The organism is Affinundibacterium danionis (assembly GCF_042432465.1).
GTDB classification, from domain to species: domain Bacteria; phylum Pseudomonadota; class Gammaproteobacteria; order Burkholderiales; family Burkholderiaceae_D; genus Undibacterium; species Undibacterium danionis.
In genome coordinates, this window is record NZ_JBHLXJ010000007.1 from 12,472 (window position 1) to 33,684 (window position 21,213).

The 21,213-nt window shown below is 45.3% G+C and carries 16 protein-coding genes; all 16 read left to right on the forward strand.

What is annotated here, in order from left to right; all coding sequences use genetic code 11:
- Positions 1 to 213 precede the first annotated feature (213 nt).
- The 16 genes from ACFFJH_RS05840 to ACFFJH_RS05915 all read left to right on the forward strand — a co-directional run bounded on the left by ACFFJH_RS05840 (position 214) and on the right by ACFFJH_RS05915 (position 20,831).
- Entirely contained in the window at positions 214 to 834 is a 621-nt protein-coding gene (locus ACFFJH_RS05840; protein WP_390210844.1) for a uridine kinase family protein, read from the forward strand.
- Positions 835 to 962: 128 nt separating this feature from the next.
- Entirely contained in the window at positions 963 to 1,892 is a 930-nt protein-coding gene (gene rbsK, locus ACFFJH_RS05845; RefSeq protein WP_390210846.1) for a ribokinase, read from the forward strand.
- A 110-nt stretch (positions 1,893 to 2,002) separates the two neighbouring features.
- On the forward strand, positions 2,003 to 2,998 hold the full coding sequence (locus tag ACFFJH_RS05850; protein ID WP_390210848.1) for a BMP family lipoprotein: 996 nt from the start codon (positions 2,003 to 2,005) through the stop codon (positions 2,996 to 2,998).
- Between the two features lie 178 nt (positions 2,999 to 3,176).
- Positions 3,177 to 4,697 (forward strand): ABC transporter ATP-binding protein, encoded by a 1,521-nt coding sequence (locus tag ACFFJH_RS05855; RefSeq protein ID WP_390210850.1) that lies wholly within the window; start codon positions 3,177 to 3,179, stop codon positions 4,695 to 4,697.
- The gene (locus ACFFJH_RS05860) at positions 4,694 to 5,800 is read left to right on the forward strand and encodes an ABC transporter permease (RefSeq protein WP_390210853.1); all 1,107 of its coding nucleotides are present in this window, start codon (positions 4,694 to 4,696) and stop codon (positions 5,798 to 5,800) included. Before ACFFJH_RS05855 ends, ACFFJH_RS05860 begins: the two co-directional genes overlap by 4 nt.
- Positions 5,793 to 6,761, forward strand: a complete 969-nt coding sequence (locus tag ACFFJH_RS05865) for an ABC transporter permease (RefSeq protein ID WP_390210855.1) — start codon at positions 5,793 to 5,795, stop codon at positions 6,759 to 6,761. Before ACFFJH_RS05860 ends, ACFFJH_RS05865 begins: the two co-directional genes overlap by 8 nt.
- Before the next feature lie 233 nt (positions 6,762 to 6,994).
- On the forward strand, positions 6,995 to 7,999 hold the full coding sequence (locus ACFFJH_RS05870; RefSeq protein WP_390210857.1) for a nucleoside hydrolase: 1,005 nt from the start codon (positions 6,995 to 6,997) through the stop codon (positions 7,997 to 7,999).
- A gap of 47 nt (positions 8,000 to 8,046) precedes the next feature.
- Positions 8,047 to 8,889: an isopenicillin N synthase family dioxygenase gene (locus tag ACFFJH_RS05875; protein WP_390210859.1), complete on the forward strand. Its 843-nt coding sequence runs from the start codon at positions 8,047 to 8,049 to the stop codon at positions 8,887 to 8,889.
- A 192-nt stretch (positions 8,890 to 9,081) separates the two neighbouring features.
- A complete protein-coding gene (locus ACFFJH_RS05880) occupies positions 9,082 to 12,501 on the forward strand; it encodes a TonB-dependent receptor (RefSeq protein WP_390210861.1) in 3,420 nt (1,139 codons plus the stop codon).
- A 200-nt stretch (positions 12,502 to 12,701) separates the two neighbouring features.
- Complete coding sequence (locus tag ACFFJH_RS05885) at positions 12,702 to 14,414, forward strand: bifunctional metallophosphatase/5'-nucleotidase (protein WP_390210863.1); 1,713 nt, start codon at positions 12,702 to 12,704, stop codon at positions 14,412 to 14,414.
- Between the two features lie 75 nt (positions 14,415 to 14,489).
- Positions 14,490 to 15,581 carry a S1/P1 nuclease gene (locus ACFFJH_RS05890; protein ID WP_390210865.1) on the forward strand — a complete coding sequence of 364 codons (1,092 nt, stop codon included), beginning with the start codon at positions 14,490 to 14,492 and terminating at the stop codon, positions 15,579 to 15,581.
- A 39-nt stretch (positions 15,582 to 15,620) separates the two neighbouring features.
- A complete protein-coding gene (locus tag ACFFJH_RS05895; RefSeq protein ID WP_390210867.1) occupies positions 15,621 to 17,231 on the forward strand; it encodes an adenosine deaminase in 1,611 nt (536 codons plus the stop codon).
- Between the two features lie 96 nt (positions 17,232 to 17,327).
- Entirely contained in the window at positions 17,328 to 18,479 is a 1,152-nt protein-coding gene (locus tag ACFFJH_RS05900; RefSeq protein WP_390210869.1) for an HNH/ENDO VII family nuclease, read from the forward strand.
- Positions 18,454 to 18,936, forward strand: a complete 483-nt coding sequence (locus ACFFJH_RS05905) for an ankyrin repeat domain-containing protein (protein ID WP_390210872.1) — start codon at positions 18,454 to 18,456, stop codon at positions 18,934 to 18,936. Before ACFFJH_RS05900 ends, ACFFJH_RS05905 begins: the two co-directional genes overlap by 26 nt.
- Positions 18,937 to 19,060: 124 nt before the next feature.
- Positions 19,061 to 20,104 (forward strand): transposase, encoded by a 1,044-nt coding sequence (locus ACFFJH_RS05910; protein ID WP_390210874.1) that lies wholly within the window; start codon positions 19,061 to 19,063, stop codon positions 20,102 to 20,104.
- 373 nt (positions 20,105 to 20,477) lie between these two features.
- Entirely contained in the window at positions 20,478 to 20,831 is a 354-nt protein-coding gene (locus tag ACFFJH_RS05915; RefSeq protein ID WP_390210876.1) for a hypothetical protein, read from the forward strand.
- Positions 20,832 to 21,213: the final 382 nt, after the last annotated feature.

Consider the following 21,213-nt stretch of genomic DNA (forward strand, 5'->3'; position numbering starts at 1 on the left):
TGAAATAGTGATTGCTTAACTGGTGTGCTAGTGGTTCTGCCCATGTTTCCGAAAATAGCCGAATGCGGCTATACTCTCGCCCCTCGATTCATCAGCACATGATTAATCATTGCGGTTCATGCAAAGTTAATTAAATACCGCTTTTTGAGTGAGCTGCTGTGCTTAGGCATTTCGTTATTTCAGAATTTTATTTTTTAGATAGGTAAGCCATTAATGAAACCATATCTCGTCGGTATTACTGGGGGAAGTGGAAGCGGTAAAACCACTTTCATCAATTCCCTGCTAGCGTCCATGCCCGCGGGTAGCGTGGCTTTGCTGTCTCAAGATAATTATTACAAGTCGATTGACCAGCAGTCGAAAGACGAAAATAAGATTGAAAACTTCGATATTCCTTCCTCTTTGGATTTGGATAAGTTTTATCAAGATGTATTGCGTTTGCGCGATGGTGAAAGCTTACAAATTACTGAATACACTTTCAATAATGCGGACGTAGAGCCTAAGATTTTTCATATCCCAGCGGCGCCTATCGTTCTGTTGGAAGGTATTTATGCACTACATAATCCCGCACTGTATGACATCATTGACTTGAAAGTATTTATTGACGCGGAGGAGCATCATCGTCGTTATCGACGTGTACAACGTGATGCGGTTGAGCGTGGTTATGATCAGGATGACGTTATTTATCGTTTAAGTAAACATCATCAACCTGCCTTTGAAAAATACATTTTGCCACACCGCAGTAATGCCGATTTGGTGATTCCAAACAATCACGGCTTTGATAAAGGTTTGGAAATGTTGAGCGTGTTTTTGCAATCAAAAATTACAGCGCGGTAGTTGACTGAGCTTGTTAGCAGCTCATCAGCAGCATGTTGTGCAGCGTTTTTGGGATTTTATTGAGTGAATTAATCACCTATTAGTTATGCATAAATCATCCGCCATACAATGTCTTGAGTAGGAAGAATATGAAACCGCAAATCGCTGTCGTCGGTAGTGTCAATATGGACATGGTGTTCAAAACGCCGCGTATGCCAGTGCCCGGCGAAACCTTGATGGGACATAGCTTTCATCAAGTGCATGGTGGTAAAGGGGCGAATCAGGCAGTGGCTGCGGCGCGCATGGGCGCTAAAGTACATTTTGTGGCCAATGTTGGCGATGATCTGAATGGCCAAAGCTGCGTGCAAGCTTTGGTGCAAGACGGTATTGATGTGCAACATGTGCGGGTGATGGCTGGCAGTGCGACGGGCGTGGCCGGAATTTTGTTAGATGATGCAGGCGAAAACTGTATTGTATTAACAACTGGAGCAAATGCTCTAATGAGCACGGCAGATATTGACAAAGCGGGTAACACTATTGCCGAGGCTAAACTGTTATTATGCCAATTGGAAACACCGCTTGCTACCGTCATGCATGCCATTGCATGTGCGAGGCGAGCCAATGTCAAAGTGGTATTGAACCCAGCACCTGCGCAAGTCTTAGCTGATGAACTCTTGTGCCAGGTTGATTTTCTGGTGGTGAATGAAACTGAGGCTGCGCTATTAAGTGGTGTAGCTGTCGTTGATGTAGTGACTGCTGAGAGAGCGGCAGCGGCATTGTTAGCACGTGGCGCGAAAGTCATATTGTTAACTTTGGGTGCTTTGGGGATGTGGGTAGCAACCCCAGCAAATGCCTATTTTTTAGCTGCCTTTGAAGTTGAAGTGCTTGATACCACTGCCGCCGGTGATACCTTTGTGGGTAGCTTTGCAGTGGCGATGGCGGAAGGTCGTGATGTACGTGCGGCTTGTATGTTTGCACAAAGTGCGGCGGCATTGGCGGTGACGAAACTGGGTGCACAAACGTCAATACCGTATCGAGAAGCGGTTGAGCGACAGTTGCTGCAGTTACAGAAGCAGTGAATGCCCTTATAATCTCGCGCTAAATTAAAAAGTGGTCAGACTTGCTAACAAAGCAAAACTGGCGAATTGAGCTAATCAAGCTAATCAAGAAATTTCGGAGTCTAGCCAATATGAAACTGCGTTCTTCACTAGTTTTCAGTGTTCTTTTTTCTATGTCGACAGCGGCATTTGCAGATCAGCCCAAATTCGCTTTGGTCTACGACGCCGGCGGTAAATTTGACCGCTCTTTTAATCAATCCGCCTATGAAGGCGCTGAGCGCTTCAAAAAAGACACGAAGATTTCTTACATCGACGCACAGGTGATGAGCAATGCACAGGGCGAGCAAGTCTTGCGTAGTTTGGCACGTAAAGGTGTAGATCTGATTGCAGCTATTGGTTTTACCCATGCGCAGCAGGTACAGACGGTGGCAAAAGAATTCCCTAAGACAAAATTTGTGTTGGTAGATGGTACCGCTGCAGGTGCGAACGTCAGCTCAATTTTATTTAAGGAACAAGAGGGTTCATATTTGGTTGGTGTGGCAGCAGCACTGGCATCAAAATCTAAAAAATTGGGTTTCATAGGCGGTATCGATATCCCCTTGATTCGTGCTTTTGTGTGTGGCTATACACAGGGTGCTAAGTCTGTCGATGCGAAGATTGATGTGTCACAGAATATTGTCGGTACCACAGCGACCGCATGGAACGATCCAGCCAAAGGTGGCGAGTTGGCACGTGCGCAAATGGAACGCGGTGTCGATGTTATTTTTGCCGCTGCTGGTGGTAGTGGTATGGGCGCTTTGCAGGCGACTAAAGAAAAAGGCAAGATGGCGATTGGTGTCGATTCCAATCAAAATTATTTATTCCCTGGCGTGATGTTGACCTCGATGGTAAAGCGAGTTGATAACGCGATCTACGATAGTTTTATGCAAGTAAAAAATGGTACGTGGAAAGCAGGTATTTCTAATTTAGGCTTAAAAGAAGGTGGCGTGGATTGGGCATTAGATAAAGACAATCGCAGTCTGATCACACCAGAAATCGAAAAACGTGTGAACGCCGCTAAGCAAGATATCCTGAATGGCAAAGTCAAAGTGATTGATTATCGCGAAGCGAGCCGTTGCCCCTTATAATTTTCAGAAAGCCGCAGCCTACTTGTGCTGCGGCTTTGTTTTGTCTGAATTCATTTCTTCTGAATTTTCGTCTTATCACCAGTTATTCACTATTCTTTGTGTCCTTAGTATCGATAAAAGAATTCGATAGCCCGCAGTGACGGAGATAGAGACGTTTCAACCTACTTGATTTGATAACATGCCTACAGCAGTAGAATTCCGCCATATATCAAAGCGCTTCGGTAAAGTTCTGGCGAATGACGTCGTGAGTTTCTCCATCGCGCAAGGAACGATACACGGCATTATTGGTGAGAACGGGGCCGGCAAATCCACCTTAATGAGTATCCTATATGGTTACTATCATGCTGACTCCGGTGAGATACTCATCAACGGCCAGCCGCAAACCATACGCAATAGTCACGAAGCGATACAGCTTGGCATAGGCATGGTGCATCAGCACTTCATGTTGGTTGAAGATATGACCGTGTTGGACAACATTATGTTAGGTATGGAAGGTGGTTTTCGTTTGCGTTCGCACCGCGCTCGTATTGCGGGCGAGTTAGTCAAACTATGCGACGACTACGGTCTCGCGATCAAACTGGATGCCCGTATCAATACACTCTCAGTCGGCGAGCAACAGCGCGTAGAAATCCTGAAACAGTTGTATCGCAACGCGAACATTTTGATTCTGGACGAACCAACCGCCGTGCTAACACCGCAAGAAACAGAAGCCTTGTTTGTCATCCTGCGACTATTTAAACAGCAAGGAAAAACCGTCATTTTAATCACCCACAAATTGCCCGAAATTTTGGCAATTACCGACGAGGTGACGGTGATGCGCGCAGGCGGTGTAGTCGCCGCACTGCAAACCGCTCACACCAATCAAGAAGAGCTGGCTCATAAAATGGTCGGTCGCAGTGTAGCGACTGAATTGCCGCGCCAGGCTTTGTCCGCGGGTAATGTGGTGTTACAGGTCGAAGATTTGTGTTTGCAGAACCAGCAAGGTGTGCACTTATTGAGTCATTTAAATTTCTCAGTACGCGCAGGTGAAATTGTGGCGATTGCGGGGGTTTCTGGTAACGGTCAATCCGAATTATTAGAAATATTGGCTGGCATGCGCAATTTGAATGGCGACAAATTTGCCGGCACCGTGCAAATCAATGATTGCCAATTGAACTTCCAGAAAAAAGACGCGACTTTGGCTGCCAAACTTCGTAAGTTGGGGGTATCGCATGTGCCAGAAGATCGTTTGCGTGACGGCGTGGTGAAAGAATTCACCGTTTGGGAAAATATTTTATTGGGACAGCAGACCGATCAAATTTATCTCGATAAGAAAAAATGTATCGCAGCTAGCGATGCCTTACTCCGTCAATTTGAAGTACGTCCTTTGGATTCACATTTGCGTTTATCGCAACTGTCGGGTGGCAATCAACAAAAGATTGTGTTGGCACGTGAGATCGCGGCACAACCTAAATTGATGTTGGTGGGACAGCCGACTCGTGGTGTGGATATCGGCACCATACAGCGCATTCATACCGAATTGCTGGCCTTGCGTGACGCAGGCGTTGCTATCCTCTTAGTCTCAGCCGAGCTGGAAGAAATTCGTGCTTTAGCTGATCGTATTTTGGTTATGTCGGGTGGCTGTATCACGGGTGAATTGAATATCGCCGATTACGACACGACGCGCATAGGTTTATTGATGGGTGGATTGCATAAATGAATTCTGAATTACCACGTTGGGCGACCAATGTCGCTCTGCCTCTGTTGAATTTGCTCTCGGCGATGTTGGTAGCCGCGGGTGTTATTTATCTGTTGGGTGAGAGTCCGATTGAAGCACTAGGTATTTTGCTCAATAGCGCATTGGGCAATATCGAGGGCTTGGGTTACACCTTGTTTTACGCCACGACTTTTATCTTTACCGGATTGTCTGTGTCCATCGCTATGCAAGCAGGTTTGTTTAATATCGGTAGTGATGGACAAATGTATTTGGGTGGGCTGGGTTTAACTTTAGTGATCTTGCAATTTGATGCCAGTCTGCCGACGTGGACACTGATTCCATTGGCGATGGCGGGTGCTGCGGTGTTTGGAGCGGCTTGGGCTTTTTTACCCGGCTATTTGCAAGCCAAGCGCGGTAGTCATGTGGTGGTCACGACCATCATGTTCAATTTTATCGCCGCTTCTTTGATGAACTTTATCATCATCACTTACATGATACCGACGGGTGAACAAAATCCCGCCAGTCGCGTATTTGCCGAGACTGCGTGGTTGCCGCGCTTGAATTCTTGGATTCCAGCATTAGGCGATACACCTTTAAATCTGACTTTCATTTGTGCCTTATTTTGTTTGTTAGCCTATGGTGTGTTGGTGTGGCGTACTCGTTGGGGCTATGCCTTACGTGCAGCGGGTAAAAGCGCCCATGCTGCTTTGTATGCGGGTATTTCTATCTCCACCGTGGTCATCGTCACCATGCTGATATCGGGTGCTTTTGCTGGTGTGGCGGCGATGAATATGCTGGCCGGTTCCATGCATTATTTGAGTCTCAACTTCACCAATGGTGCTGGTTTTATCGGTATCGCGGTGGCCTTGATGGGACGTCAGCATCCAGTGGGGATTTTTATGTCGGCTCTGTTATTCGGTATTTTGATACAAGGTGGTTCTGATCTGTCTTTAGAAAAATCGAATATTCCACCTGAGACTTTTGTATTTATTCAAGGCTTGATCATCTTATTTTGTGGTGCCATGGAAAATATGTATGCACCGGCTTTGACGCGCGTTTTGCATTTGATGCGCGGACGAAAAGCGCAAGGAGAAAAACATGCTTGAAGATTTTCACGTCTCTAGTATTTTGGTGTCGACCATACGCAGCGCGCCTATTTTGTTGTTTGCAGCGTTTGCTGGTGTGTTTGCAGAACGTAGTGGCATCATTGATTTGGCTTTGGAGGGCAAGATGTTGGCATCGGCATTTGCCGCCGCAGCCTGTACTTATGCAACCCAGAATCCATATCTTGGCGTGGCAGCAGGGATGTTGGTGTCTTGTTGCATTGTCCTGTTACAAGGCTATGTGGCGATCAATCAAAAAGGCAATCAATTGGTGTTTGGTATCGCGATCAATATTGCGATGTCGGGTTTAACCTTCGTCTTGGCACAGTATTTCTTTCAACTCGGTGGCCGTAGTCCCGACTTGGGTGCGGCGCGTTTTGCGGTATGGAATTTTCCATTTGCTGATTGGTGGTCAAACATACCTGCATTGAATTGGTTGCTTGGAAAATTTTTGGGAGGCCACACTGTTTTGGTGTATTTGGCTTTTGCCTTAATTCCTTTCTTGCACTGGTTTATTTATCACAGCCGTTTTGGCTTGCGCTTACGTGCTGTCGGTGAAAATCCTCATGCGGCCGATGCGGCCGGTATCAATGTCGCGCAAACACGGTATTTAGCGCTCTTGTGTGGTGGCGTACTTTGTTCGTTTTCTGGTGCGTATTTGGCGATAGTACAGAGTGGATTTTTCTTGCGCGATATGTCGGCGGGTAACGGTTTCTTAGCACTAACTGCGATGGTATTTGGTAACTGGCGACCGCTGCAAACGGCCTTGGGGTGTTTGATGTTTGGCTTTTTCGCTGCACTACAAATTCAAATGGAAGGCGTGGCTTTCCCTGTAGTTGGTCAGATTCCGGGATCTTTAATCCAGATGCTGCCATTCGTGGTGACGGTGATCGTCTTAGCCGGCGTGATGGCAAAGTCGGTTGGACCAAAAGCGCTGGGTGTGCCTTTCGTTAAGTCGCGCTAAGAATGAAGTTTTGCATCATTGAGATGCAGTTCATTTGGCATGTGGAAAATTAAAACCTCTAAGCACAGAGGCACAGAGACACAGAGAGAGGGAGGAAAAACAAAGCAGAGATAAGCACTTGTTTGTCCTCCCGCTTATCTCCTAATCTCTGTGTCTCCGTGTTGAGAGGTTTGCTTTCTGGTCTTTGCGAACACAATAGTTAGCAGTAATAAGAAATTTTTAGCGAGTTATCTATGTCACATAAAGTAATTTTTGATACCGACCCGGGCGTTGATGATGCGATGGCTTTGTACTTCGCATTGGCACATCCTGAGATCGACATTGTTGGTATCACGACCACGTTCGGTAACGTTACTGTGCCGCAAGCGACCGCGAATGCCTTGTATTTGACTCGCATCGCTGGTTACGAAATTCCGGTGGCTGAAGGCGGTGCCTTGCCCTTGATGAAAGCGCCCGGTAAGCCACCCGGCTTTATTCATGGCGATGATGGCTTGGGTAATTTGCCATCGCGTGTCGCGGTTTCTGGACAAGCTGAAGCGGCATCAGCTGCCGAATTTATCGTCAATATGGCACGTCAATTTCCAGGCGAAATTACGATAGTCGCGGTGGGGCCTTTTATCAATTTAGGTTTGGCATTAAAGCTGGAGCCGCAATTGCCTAAGCTGATTAAGCAGGTCATCTTGATGGCGGGTACGGTGGTCGAACCGGGCAATGTATCTCCTGTGGCTGAAGCCAATGTATGGAACGATCCGCACTCGGCTGACCTGGTATTTACCGCTGGTTGGAATTTAACCATGGTAGGTTTAGATGTCACACATAGAGTGGTGATGCAGTCTGCCTATTTCGCCCAGTTAGCACAGCATCATCAGTACCATCAGCAGCATTTGGCCTTGACCACTTTGCAGCACGCGGTGAATTTTTATAGTGATTTCCATCTCAAGGCACGTCCTGAATTAGGACATGCTTGTTACGGTCATGACATCCTTGCCTTTGTGTATTTAGTCGCGCCAGAACTCTTCCAAACGCAAGACGGCCGTGTGCGCGTGCAGCTGGAAGGCATGGGCAATGGACAAACTATGATGGACAGACTGGGCGGTACTTTGAGCTATGCAGAACCGGGTTGGGAAGCACGCCGTCCTGAGACGCGCGTTTGCTTGCAAGTTGATACAGCACAGTGTCTCGCTTTGATCGAACGTACTTTGGAAGTGAACTGGTTGCGTGCGCCACTGGTAGTGTAATTTTAAATTTATATTGATGCGGTTTTAGAGAGAGCAAGGGGGTTGCCATGTTTATTACGCCTGTTGATTTTACCAGTCCGACAGCAGCAAAAGATTTTGCAGAAAGCCTGCATAACACGGGCTTTGGTGTGCTCACCAATCATCCTTTGTCGCAGCAATTATTGAATACAGTTTATGCCGAGTGGTATGGTTTTTTTCAAAGTGAAGCCAAACACCATTACGCATTTGACCCGCAAAAGTATGATGGCTATTTTTCGCCTTCGGTTTCAGAAACCGCCAAGGGAAATACCAAACGTGATCTGAAAGAGTTTTATCACATCTATCCTTGGGGACGTTACCCAGCGGAAGTGTCCGATGCTGCGCGTCAGTATTACAGCGAAGGTGCCAACCTCGCTGCGACGCTGCTGCAATGGGTAGAGCAATACACGCCAGCCGATGTTAAAGCAAAGTATTCCATGCCTTTGTCACAAATGATCACAGGCAGCGAACAAACCTTATTGCGCGTGCTGCATTACCCACCTTTGCAGGGTGATGAAGAGCCGGGAGCGGTACGTGCAGCAGCGCATGGCGACATTAATTTGCTGACGATTTTGCCTGCGGCGACTGCGGCGGGTTTGCAAGTGGTAGGCAAGGATGGCGCATGGCACGATGTACCTTGTGACTTCGGTATGTTAATCGTAAATATTGGTGACATGCTGCAAGAAGCATCGGATGGCTACTATCCATCCACCATCCATCGAGTGCTCAATCCGACGGGTGAAGAAGCGAAAAAATCGCGCGTGTCGTTACCCTTATTCTTGCATCCCCGTCCGGATGTGGTCTTATCAGCGCGCCATACTGCAGGTTCCTATTTGACAGAGCGTTTGCAAGAATTGCATTCTAAAAATTAAATTTAAATGCCTAGAAAACTACATTCTTGTTGTATTGGAGGGAATCCTCTAAAAGAAAGGTGACTCTGTCATAGTCTTGAAGTAAAAATGCGATCAAATAGAAGTTTTTTTGGCACAAAAAAAATCCTTATTCGCGGTAACAAGTTTCTTTTTTCTTATATAAAACTGTTTATTTTCTTGGGAGTACTATCTATGAACAAGCAACAAAAGTTTCGTCTAACGAAACTTGCCCTCAGTCTGGCAATCGCACTATCGACCGTACCTGCAATGGCGCAAAACACGACCTCAGGTATTGGTGGTGTAGTGACTAGCAGCGCCGGTAAACCTGTAGTTGGCGCTAAAGTGACGATTGTCCATACTGAATCCGGTTCGGTTAGCAATACAGTTACCGATGCTCAAGGCCGTTACTTGACTCGTGGTTTACGTGTTGGTGGTCCTTACACGATTACGATCACACAAGACGGAATTACCGAAAAGCGTGAAAATGTGTTCATTCAATTGGCAGAAACATCGAACATTGATGCTGTTATTGGCAGTGATGTACAAGTTGTCCAAATTAGCGGTAGCAATGGTAAATCCGAGAAATTTAATAAAAGTACGATGGGCACAGGTACGAATATCGGTGCCAGAGAGTTGGCTGCTTTAGGTTCGATTCAGCGCAACTTAGCAGATTATGCGCGCACGGATCCACGTATTTCTCAAACAGATAAAGAGCGTGGTGAAATTTCAGCGGGAGGTCAGAATTCTCGTTATAACTCGATCACTATCGATGGTGTTAGTATTAGTGATACGTTTGGACTTGAAGCGAATGGTTTGCCGACTGCAAAACAACCTATTTCGATTGACGCAGTTCAATCCGTGCAAATTAACGTCTCCAATTACGACGTTACACAAAAGGGTTATACCGGTGCCAATATCAATGCAGTTACCAAATCCGGTACCAATAACTTTAAAGGTAGTGTTTATTACGTTTTTCGCGATACCAATTTAGTTGGTCAGCGATATAACGCTAGTAGCGACACATACACGGACGCGCCAAGTTTTAAAGAACAAACTAAAGGTATCACCTTCGGTGGGCCTATTGTCCAAGATAAATTATTTTTCTTCGCCAGTCTTGAACAATTGAACAGTACGCGAACGGCGCCATCTTTTGGTCCGTTAGGCAGTGCTCAGACTAATGTCGGTATTACGACCTCTGCTATTTCTGGTGCTCAAGCGGTAGCAAAAAATAAATACGGCGCAGATATTGGTTCTGTCGATATTCCGCAAGGTACTGAATTGGTGGTGAAAGATGCGTTGATTAAGATTGACTGGAACATCAATGATGATCACCGAGCTAATTTCCGCTATTCAAAAACCGAGCAAAAAGAACCAACATTTGCAGGATTTTCTGCGACGGGCTTGTCATTAAGTTCTTATTGGTGGAGTCAGAATAAGACAGTTGACTTCCTGGTTGGGCAAGTATTCTCAGATTGGACGCCACAATTCTCAACTGAAATTAAAATTTCTTCACGCGATACTGACAGTATCCCCAAAAATAATGCGAATTTGCCTTCGATCGGGCTGAATTTTGCGGGTAATTTGCCAGTAGGTACACCAAGTACGATAGGGACAGGATCACGATTCTTAAACTTCGGTACAGAAGCTAGTCGTCAAAACAATGTCTTGCGAACTAAAACTGCGGATATATACTTAGGTGCAAACTGGATTCTGGGCGACCATGAAGTAAAGTTTGGTGGCGATTACAGCAACAATCAAGTTTATAACGCGTTTTTACAAAACGTGAATGGCACCTACAACTTTAATTGCACAAGCAGCACTAGTACGACCTACTACAGTTTTGGTGCCATCAACTGTAGTACTGCGACCGCAGCACAAGTTGAAGCAGCAGTGTTGGAAAACTTCAGTCGAGGTCGTCCTAACAGTTACTTAGTTCAAGTGCCAGTTGCTGGAGGCACTCTAAATGATGCGATTGCAAAATTTACTCTGAAGAATGCAGGCGCATTCATTCAAGATACATGGAAGGTGAACCGGAATCTGTCAGTGATGTTTGGTGTTCGCTTAGACGCACCAACCATCAATGAGCGACCATATGCGAATGCGGCAGCAGCTGCCCCTATGATTGCTGGTGTCGCGGCGACAGGGGTTCGTCAATCCGGCGGATTTGGATTAGACAATACACAGACTATCGATGGTCAAAATTTATATCAACCTCGTTTTGGTTTCAATTACTCTGTCGACAGTGAGCGCTTGACACAAGTTCGTGGTGGTCTAGGTTTATTCCAAGGTGCGGCCGCCAATGTCTGGTTAGCAAATCCATTTTCTAATACTGGTGTTGCGACAAGGGTGATTGGCTGCGGTACGTCAGGTTTCGCGGCATGTCCAACTGTAGATGGTACGTTTAGTATGGATCCAACTAAGCAACCAACTAATTTTGCTGGCGTAACGCCCGCTGCTAACGTGGATTTCTTACAGCCAGGTTTAGGTCAACCAGCGGTATGGAAGGGCAATTTGGCATTTGACCATCAATTACCATGGTTTGGACTGATATTTGGTGCGGAATATTTAAACACCCGTAACAAGCAAGCGATCTATTATGAACATTTGAATTTGGGTACTGCAACTCAAATAGGTACTGATGGTCGCCAGTTGTTCTATACCCCACAAGGCTACAATCCAGCATGCTGGACTGCAACAGGTGGCACTGTGACTACAGGGGCTTGTAGTGGTTTCCGTGCGAAGGCATTGAGTAATCCTAATTACAATAACGTTTTATTGGCGGCAAAAACAAGTGAAGGTGGCGGTAATTTGGTGACGTTGTCACTCTTCAAGCCAATTTCAAGCGGCTTTGGTTGGAATGCTGCTTACACGTACACCGAAGCTACTGAAGTTAGTGGTTTGACATCCTCTGTCGCAAACTCTAACTGGGCAGCGCGTTCGATTTTGAATCCGAATGAGAAAATTGCTTCGAACTCGGCCTACTTAGTGAAAGACCGAATCAACTTTAGTATGACTTTCCAAAAGGCGTTCTTTGCTAACCTGAAAAGCACTTTTGGCGTATTCTATGAAGGCCGCAGTGGTAAGCCATATAGCTGGACATTTAATAATGATTTAAATGGTGATGGTGTTGCTGGTAACGACTTAATGTACATACCAAAAGCCTTTGGTTCTGGTGAAGTTGTGTTCCGTGGTGATACAGCGACGGATAAGACAAATGAAACACGTTTCTGGGAAGTCGTGAAGCAAGATTCAGATTTGATGAACGCTGCTGGTGGAGTGGTTAAGCGTAATGCGAGTTTCGCACCATGGACAAACAGCATCGATATGCGTTTCACACAAGAGTTGCCTGGACTTTACAAGCAAAACAAAGCTGTTTTTATTTTAGATTTGTTTAACGTTGGCAATTTGTTAAATAAAAAATGGGGACGCATTAACGAAGTTGGTTTCCAAAGCGGTGGTGGACAAGCGCGTAGTTTTGTCGATTTCGCTGGTTTAGATCCACAAGGTAAATATGTGTATAACGTTCGCTCAACAGTTGAGGGCTACGATACTCGTCAAGTTAAAGGCGAGTCTCAATGGGCAGTTCAAGCTACCTTACGCTATGAGTTCTAATTGCTAGTGTGAGTTATGAAAACGGTTGGTGGCAACACTGACCGTTTTTTTATTTGCTATAACTAATTTAAATTTTTAATTAGTTATAGATGCGCGATTGTTGGCTACCTTTGATAATTAGCGCTGTTAGTTTACAAATTTTCGTAGATTTTTCTAATGTCTATGAACAACAAATACGATCACCTGTAATGCTTAAAATTATGCACCTCTCTCCTTCCTCTTGGTCCCGTTTTACCCGAACTGCCATCAGCCTCAGCCTCTCTCTGGGATTGTTGGCCTGTGCCACGCCACAGGTTCAACCTATAGTCGTCAATATGGTGGCCATTAATGATTTTCACGGACATATCGATAAAGAGAAGTTTACTGTTACCCGAGCTAAAGATAGCGCGCCAAAGACGCTTGTTGGCGGCGGGATAGAGGTCTTGGGTGCCAATTTGCAAGCATGGCGCAAAGAAGACAAGGATATGTTGTTTGTCGGTGGTGGTGATTTAATCGGCGCTAGTCCTGGCATTTCATCTTTGTTTGCGGACGAGCCCACGCTTGATGCCTTAAGTCAAATGGGCTTACGGGTGAGCGCGCTCGGTAATCATGAATTTGATGCGGGCTTGAAAGAATTAAAACGTCAGATTCATGGAGGATGCGATTCTCCACGGCCAGATAAAGCATGTAAATTGTTTGGACATTACGCTGGCGCACAATTTTCTTACATTGCCGCCAACGTGATCGACAAACAAACTAATATGCCGATGTTTCCTGCCTACCATATCGAGCAGGTGAAAGGAGTGAAGATAGGTTTTATCGGCGCGGTCTTGCGCGATACGCCTATGATGGTCGCCAGTGATAATGTGAAAGACCTTAATTTCATTGACGAAGCTGAAGCGATTAATCGCACCATTCCCGCATTAAAAGCGCAGGGCGTGAAAGTCTTCGTGGTCTTAATTCATGAAGGTGGTACCACTACTGAAGCCTTCGATCAGCCCGCGTGCTCGCAGTTGAAGGGGCCGATTGTTGATATCGTCAATCGTCTCGATCCTGCGATTAAACTGATCGTGAGTGGTCATAGTCATACCGGGTTTATTTGTAAAGTGGGTGATAGAACAGTCACACAGGCGCAGATGTATGGACATCTATTGACTCGCATCGCCTTGACGCTTGATGGCAGTAGTCATCAAGTAACGAATATCGAAGCACGCAATATCGTGATGGAAACACCTAGCGCTGCGGTACCCGAAGCCTTGACTAGTTTGATGAATAAGGCGAAGGAAGGTAGTCATGCGATTATTACCCAGCCTGTGGCACGTTTAGCGGTACCGGTATTGAGTCGCAAAATGAATGAGGCAGGAGAATCGCCTTTGGGAAATGTCGTTGCAGATGCTCAGTTGGCGGCCGTAAAAAGTATGGGCGTGCAAATCGTTTTTATGAACAATAAAGGCATACGCGCAAATTTAGAAACGAGCTCGAAAAATATCAGCACTTATGGGCAAATTTCTACCGTACTTCCGTTCGGTAATACCTTGGTCTTAATGAGTATGACGGGAGCGCAAATCAGAACTTTGCTTGAGCAACAAATGTGGTTGGACGAAGAGTCTCCCGATGGTAGAAATGTGCTGCAAGTGTCGGATGGGTTTAGTTATATCTGGGATAGAAATCGCCCACGTGGTCAACGCGTCTTGCCGGAGAGCGTGAAATTGCACGGAGTCGCGTTGGATGATCAAAAGGAGTATCGTATCGCTGCCAATAATTTCATTGCGGGTGGTGGTGATCGCCTACCGATATTTTCACAAGCTATGAATAAAGTGGACACCGGTATTAAAGATCTCGACGTGTTTTTGGATTATATTAAAGCACGCGATCAGGCAGGGTCACCGGTCGGCAGTGAAAATCCAGCAGGTCGGGTGAAACGCCAGAACTAATGTAAACCGCTCAATAGAATTTGTGAGCCAACGAGCCAATCAGATATCAACGACAGAATTTGAAAGCAATTCAAAATGAAAAAAAATACTATATCGACATTATTATGCAGCGCATTTTTTGCGCTTGTTACATTAAGCCCGCTCAATGCCGCAGCATCGGGTGACGAAGGCCATAAAACGGTAGGCGCGATTGCGGATCGCCTATTAAAAGGGACGAACGCAGGTGCAAAAGTACAAGCCTTATTGCAATCGGGTGAAAGCCTGCAATCGCTTTCTATTTGGGCCGATTGTGCAAAAGGCAGTTTCTGTGGACCACAAACGCCTGAGATGGTCGCGTTCACTTTGCAAAACCCTCAACATTCTGCCTATCACTACACCAACACGCCGGTATTGAATAAAACTTATGTCGCTGGTGGCGTGGGCACGACGGACCACGATATTGTTCAAATTTTGAAGCAGTCGATTGCGGTGTTGCAGGGCAATGATAATGAGACCACCAATCCTCATCGTTTCAGCCAACGTCAAGCCTTATTGATGATCGTCCATTTGGTCGGCGATATTCATCAGCCTTTGCATGTAGGCGCTGCCTACATTAATAGCGATAACCAATTTGTGACACCAACTAGCAAACAGCAAGTGGATGGCGTCACCATATTTGATCTGCAAGGCGGTAATAATTTACTGTTAGAAGATCAAAAAACTTGGACTCAGCGCGATCAAGAAACTTACAAGCGCGATGTAGCCGCAGCCAAAGCCGCTAATGGGACGAGCGACGCAGATAAACCTAAACGCGTTGGCAAGCCCTTACATTTATATTGGGACGTTACTGTAGTAGAAAATGTGATGCGCAATCTGGGCGCGCGATCAGTGGCTGAGCTGACAGATAAATTGATGGCAAATTCCGCCGTCGCTGTTGCCAACGAAGGTGATGCCATCACTTGGCCAGAGCAATGGGCAAATGAAGGTTTGGGCTATGCAAAAATTGCCTACGCCGATATCGTGGCGACGGAGAGAGTTAAAGTGACTAGTCGTCGTGGTGTAGAGTTTTCTTCTTGGTATACCCAATTGCCCCCTAACTACATAGACAGCAGCACTGAGATTACTCAAAAACAATTGAAAGTTGCGGGCTATCGTTTGGCTGCCTTGTTACAAAAAATCTGGCCATAAGCTGACATTTGTATTCACTCAAAAAAACGAAAGCCTAAGATGAAAAAGATGATCGTCGCACTGTGCGTCAGCGCAATCGCACTGCCCGCTGTTTATGCCAATGTCTACGCTAGCGAAGCAAAATCTGCTGCCGATGCTGTCACTAAGAAGAACCTGCAAACCACGCGCCAGTATTACGCGCAGTTGATCGCAGGCACACCAGGCGCGCAAACACGTCTGGCCGAACTAAACATGCTGATGACAATGTTACCTAAGGGCGGCGACATTCATCATCACTACACTGGCTCGGTCTATGCGGAAACCTATCTGGATTGGATAGGGCAACAAGGATTTTGTATTTATCGTGAAAGCGATAGCGCCAAAAAACAAGAAAAATTTCGCATTGAATCACGCCCAGCTTTTTTGACTGACGAGAATAAATCTTGCCTCAAAGCCGACGCGATTCGTAAAGACAATCTTTTTTATCGTGAGCTGATGTCAACTTGGTCGGTGGTTGATTTTAGCAATCATGTACATCCCCAGGTCGCGCCAGATCAGCATTTTTTTAATACCTTCGGATACTTTTCAGGTATTTCAAAATACTCAACCAATGTTGGTTTGCGGATCTTAAAACAGCAGGCTAAAGCAGAGAATCAGCAATATTTAGAAACCATGCTGAAGAGCGCACCGATCACCGATCATCCCGAGCTGTCGGCCAAAATTGATGCACTTCAATCCAGCAGTAGCAAAGAAGCGCAAACGCAAGCGTATAAAGAAGCACAAACGCAAGCATATAAAGAAGCACAAACGCAAGCATATAAAGAAGCGCAAACGCAAGCATTTGAACAATTCGCTGACTTTTTAGCGAAAGACGCCGGAGCACAAAAGAAAATCGCGGATTATGTTCAAGAAACGATTAATGATGCGGCGGGCATTGATGACGCGGATTTTACTTTGCGGATTCAAACCTATGTCTCGCGCAATAGCGCACCTTCCAAGGTATTCTCTAGTTTGTATGCAGCATTTGCCGCGAGCCAAAATAATCCGTTGATCGTTGGTGTGAATATTGTCGGGGCTGAACATGCACTGGTGGCGGTGCGTGACTATGACTTGCACATGCAAATGTTCGCCTTTTTAAAACAACGATTTCCTAAAGTTCGTTTGTCTTTGCATGCGGGTGAATTAGTGCTCGGCATCGTCCCGCCAGAACACCTCCAACATCATATGCGTAGCGCCCTGCAAATCGCCGGCGCAGAACGTATAGGTCACGGTGTGGATATTATGCATGAGGCAAATCCAGATCAATTATTGGCAGAACTAAAGCGTCGCGATGTGCCAGTAGAGATCAATCTGACCAGCAATGATTTTATTTTAGGTTTAAAGCAGCACGAACATCCAGTGGCTATGTATATGCGCCATGACGTACCGTTCGTGATCAGCAGCGATGATGCCGGCGTGTCACGTAGCAATTTAAGCCGCGAATATTTTTTATTCGCGAGCCGCTATACGCCTTCGTATGACAGCTTGAAGAAAACAGTCTACAACAGCATCCGCTATTCATTCCTAAGCCCAACAGATAAGGCCGCTCAGATGCGTCAACTAGACCAACGTTTCGCAAAATTTGAAGCCGCGGCAGCTAACTTGGCGAAGTCAGCGAAGTCTCAGTTTTAATTTAAGTTTTTGTTGGGTTAAGTTTTTTTATTAGGGCTTGCTGTAGATGCGTTTGGCAATGCACTCGGGTCGTCCCTCGCGGAACAAAGTTCTGGTGTGGACGCAGATCAAAAACTCAAACAAGCTCGTTATGATTCGAGGCAGACGATCGCAAGGGATCCGGTAGGATTCGTTCAGGATCAGTTAATTGCAAGTGGTGTTGGCGTCATGGAGGCAACCTATGCCGCCACGGATCCTCGCGTACAAGATGGGTTCGCGATTCCTGCAAAAATTGGTGCCTTTGAAAAGAAAAATGGCGTCAATTTCGAAGATCTCTCGATTAGGGATCAGAGCGCGTTGCTGAATCAGATCATGGCCTCTGGCATGAATGCTCCGTTACTCACAGAGCAAGTCAATAACCCTGCTGACAATCCCTTAAATAGGCCAATTGTTGTTTCGCCAGTCGCAGAACCCACAGGTGAAAATAAGGTATTGAAAATCAATTTACCTGATGTCATGGTTAATGCGCCAGACATCGAAGTATTGAAGAGCAAGTTTATTCATTCAGGTGCAAATGTACTGAATTACACAAATCAAGCGATTGCAGGTTTAATCGAAACAGTCGGTGAAGACAATGTAACAGGTGCAGTTTGGGGGATGAAATTAGCAGTTGGGGGAATCCCGAAAACCGCAATGTCTTTTGTAATGCAGAAAGTGACTGATGCGGTACGTGGTTATGCCTCTGAAAAACTAAGTGATGCGATACAAGATTACGCGTTTGACGTCAAATCGATTGATAACGAAGGCAAGCGTCAAGACATTAAAGTAATCAGTGACGCCATTGCGAACTTTGGTGTAGGTGTTGTGTTTGATGGCGCGAGGGATATTGTTCGGAATGTTGCGGACTCTAGAGTTGTTTTAAGTGCCTTTGGGGCAAAAAAACCATATTCAAATCCTTTAAATCGACCACCTTATGCCAAAGGGCAAGTTGAAGCCACCTATGAGGCTGCAAAGCAAAAGAACGGTAAAGTTTACGATCCCAATACTGGTGATGAGCTACCATGGGACAGAACAAAATCTAGGGCTGGTCAATGGGATATGGGCCACCTACCCGACAATGAGTATCGTAAGTTGCATAAGGACTATATGGATGGAAAATTGACGAAAGAAGAATTTCTAAAAATATATAGGGATCCGACAAAATATCGCCCTGAGTTGCCCAGTAATAACAGAGGACATAAATATGAAGGAAGCAATGGAAGCAATTGAAAAAATATTTCAAGCGGTTCGTTTAGGTGATGTGGATTTGTTCACATCACTTATTGATAATACTGACGTGAATTCGACAAATGAATTCGGTCGAAATATGCTTCATGAGGCAATCGCATATAAACAGCTAATATTCGTAGATATGTTGTTGAACCGAAAAATAAACGTTGACCAAAAAGATAATAAGGGACAGACGCCACTTCATTATTGTGCTATAAATAATCTCTATGATGTGGTTTCTCAATTAATAGCTTGGAATGCTAATGCTTCTATTAGTGACGATTACGGAAACGAGGTACTTTGGACGGCAGTGTTTAACGCAAGAGGGAACTACGATACTGTAAAGCTATTAGTACAGCATGGTGCTAACGCGAATCATAAAAACAAAAATAATAAATCTCCTTTGGATTTTGCTATTCAAATTGAGGATAACGATATGATTTCATTACTGAAGTGAGATTCACAGGACATCCATCCCAAAAACAAGCAACTCACAAGACACCCATCTAAATAAATAGCAAAAAAACTTGAACTTTAATTAAATTCATCTATCCTATCGATATTCCATATCCAAGGAAAAGATGATGCCGACAGCACGTAAAAACCATGTGTCACTTGATGCTACACCTTACTATCACTGCATAGGTCGTTGCGTAAGACGGGCTTTTTTGTGGGGTGAAGATCCGATTTCTGGTCAAAATTTTTCGCATCGCAAGCGATGGGTGACGGAACGCTTAGCCGAATTGTCGCGATCTTTTGCTATCAATATTTGTGCTTATGCGGTGATGTCTAATCATTACCATCTGGTTTTACATCTGGATGCCGCTCAGGCGCGATCTTGGCCTGAGGCCGAAGTCGCGCATCGTTGGGGATTGCTATTTTCTTTGCCTTTGCTGGTACAAAAGTATCTTAAAGACGAACTCACGATCAAGGCAGAAATACGGGTGGCGCAAATGGTATTGACACAATTACGACATCGACTGTGTGACTTGTCTTGGTATATGCGCTGTTTAAATGAACCGATTGCACGACGAGCGAATGAGGAGGATCGTTGTACTGGACGGTTTTGGGAAGGGCGTTTTAAAAGCCAGCCTATCTTGGACGAAGCGGGACTTCTTGCGTGCTGCGCGTATGTCGATCTCAACCCTGTTCGTGCAGGTATCGCTGCGACACCCGAAGCGGCGGACTTCACCGCCATCCAACAACGCTTGCGCGAAGTTGCTGCTCAACAGCCAGCGAGTGCCGCAGAAAAATCCCTTGTCCATGATCAGGCTACTGCTGTAGTAGCCCCCGAAGTAGTGCCTCCGTTACATCCCTTTGCTAATCATCTCAATGCCGATCCTGCACTAGGCTTGCCGTTTAGTTTATTGGACTACGTCGAATTGGTCGATTGGACAGCGCGGATTGTGCGCACTGACAATAAAGCGGCGATGTCATCAGATACGCCACCAATATTGGCACGCTTGGGCTTTACTTCTAAGACGTTTGAAGCGTTTATGCAAACGCAAGCAATGACGCGCGGCACTGCCATTGGACAAGTGGAACGGCTCAAAGCCTATGCGATCAGTCTAAAGCAACGTTGCGTGATGGGCGTGCGCATGCCAGTACTTACGCTAGGCATCTGACTTGCGGTAACGCTGGTAATTTAATTCAAATTGACATACTTAACTTAGTCGCATGACGCCGCGACGGATTTGGTTCGCCATAAATTTTGTTTTAATGATTTATAGGGAACATTTTCTTGTTTTCGGGAGTGTTTTTAGGGTAGATGAAGGATGAGTAACAAGAACGTTGGGTTTTGCTGTTGATGTTTTTGTTATGATGTAGTTGTTTTTAACATGGGTGTCTTCTTGTGTATTTTGGGTTTTGTTGTTGATGTTTTTGTTATGATGCAGTTGTTTTCTGACATGGGTGTCTTGTTTAGTTACACAGCAAAAGTACCTTCAAATACGAGACAAGCATATTGGGATTGGTTTGATCGCATGAAGGGAGCGCTAAGTGAATAATATCGAGAGTCGTAAAAATGACATTCTGACCTTTGAGGAAATAAAGCTTCTCTTAGGTCAAGATGAATCATTTAAGTCAAAAGTTTCATTTGCTGTAGAAGATGTGCCAGAAGGATTGCGTGTTTTAATTCCTTATGCTGAAGTATGGGGACTTTCTGATGACTGGACTAGAGAGAATTTTTTAACGTGCACTCCTGCTTTACTTAAGCAAAATTTGAAAAATATTGTGGTGCGCTTTGATAATCAATTAGATGATTGGCTCGCTGGTGAGGAAGCATTAAGTTCTGAGCCAACGGATGCATACATCGCATTCTCTGCGATGAGAATGAGCGCAGACTTTATTTGAGATATAAGGCCGTAAGGCGTAAGCATTGGTAAGGCGCAATGGGTTTCATCTATTGGTGCCGTATGGATATGTTAGTCGTATGAGAAGAAGTTAATTCTCGTTGATCTCTTTCTTCTTTAAGAAACAAAAAAGCCTCACCCAAAGCCATCAGCAAATTGCTGGGCTTTGGGTGAGGCTTTTAGTTTTAATGGTGTCCCGTCCGTAACTACGGACAGGCCAAACTGACAAGCTTTTTAAGGCATTTTTTCAGAATTTTGATGTAAATTTATAGGCGAAATTGCGCAAAAAGGAAATCGATGCCTAAGGTTTTTCTGGTTTTATGAGAAAAATTGGCAGTACAAATGTCACAATGCACGGACAGTACAAACAATCCGATTGAGTG

Bases quoted from the DNA above. Each gene is read 5' to 3' on its own strand.
- ACFFJH_RS05840 (WP_390210844.1), top strand. From the start codon at position 214: ATGAAACCATATCTCGTCGGTATTACTGGGGGAAGTGGAAGCGGTAAA.
- rbsK (WP_390210846.1), top strand. From the start codon at position 963: ATGAAACCGCAAATCGCTGTCGTCGGTAGTGTCAATATGGACATGGTG.
- ACFFJH_RS05850 (WP_390210848.1), top strand. From the start codon at position 2,003: ATGAAACTGCGTTCTTCACTAGTTTTCAGTGTTCTTTTTTCTATGTCG.
- ACFFJH_RS05855 (WP_390210850.1), top strand. From the start codon at position 3,177: ATGCCTACAGCAGTAGAATTCCGCCATATATCAAAGCGCTTCGGTAAA.
- ACFFJH_RS05860 (WP_390210853.1), top strand. From the start codon at position 4,694: ATGAATTCTGAATTACCACGTTGGGCGACCAATGTCGCTCTGCCTCTG.
- ACFFJH_RS05865 (WP_390210855.1), top strand. From the start codon at position 5,793: ATGCTTGAAGATTTTCACGTCTCTAGTATTTTGGTGTCGACCATACGC.
- ACFFJH_RS05870 (WP_390210857.1), top strand. From the start codon at position 6,995: ATGTCACATAAAGTAATTTTTGATACCGACCCGGGCGTTGATGATGCG.
- ACFFJH_RS05875 (WP_390210859.1), top strand. From the start codon at position 8,047: ATGTTTATTACGCCTGTTGATTTTACCAGTCCGACAGCAGCAAAAGAT.
- ACFFJH_RS05880 (WP_390210861.1), top strand. From the start codon at position 9,082: ATGAACAAGCAACAAAAGTTTCGTCTAACGAAACTTGCCCTCAGTCTG.
- ACFFJH_RS05885 (WP_390210863.1), top strand. From the start codon at position 12,702: ATGCACCTCTCTCCTTCCTCTTGGTCCCGTTTTACCCGAACTGCCATC.
- ACFFJH_RS05890 (WP_390210865.1), top strand. From the start codon at position 14,490: ATGAAAAAAAATACTATATCGACATTATTATGCAGCGCATTTTTTGCG.
- ACFFJH_RS05895 (WP_390210867.1), top strand. From the start codon at position 15,621: ATGAAAAAGATGATCGTCGCACTGTGCGTCAGCGCAATCGCACTGCCC.
- ACFFJH_RS05905 (WP_390210872.1), top strand. From the start codon at position 18,454: ATGAAGGAAGCAATGGAAGCAATTGAAAAAATATTTCAAGCGGTTCGT.
- ACFFJH_RS05910 (WP_390210874.1), top strand. From the start codon at position 19,061: ATGATGCCGACAGCACGTAAAAACCATGTGTCACTTGATGCTACACCT.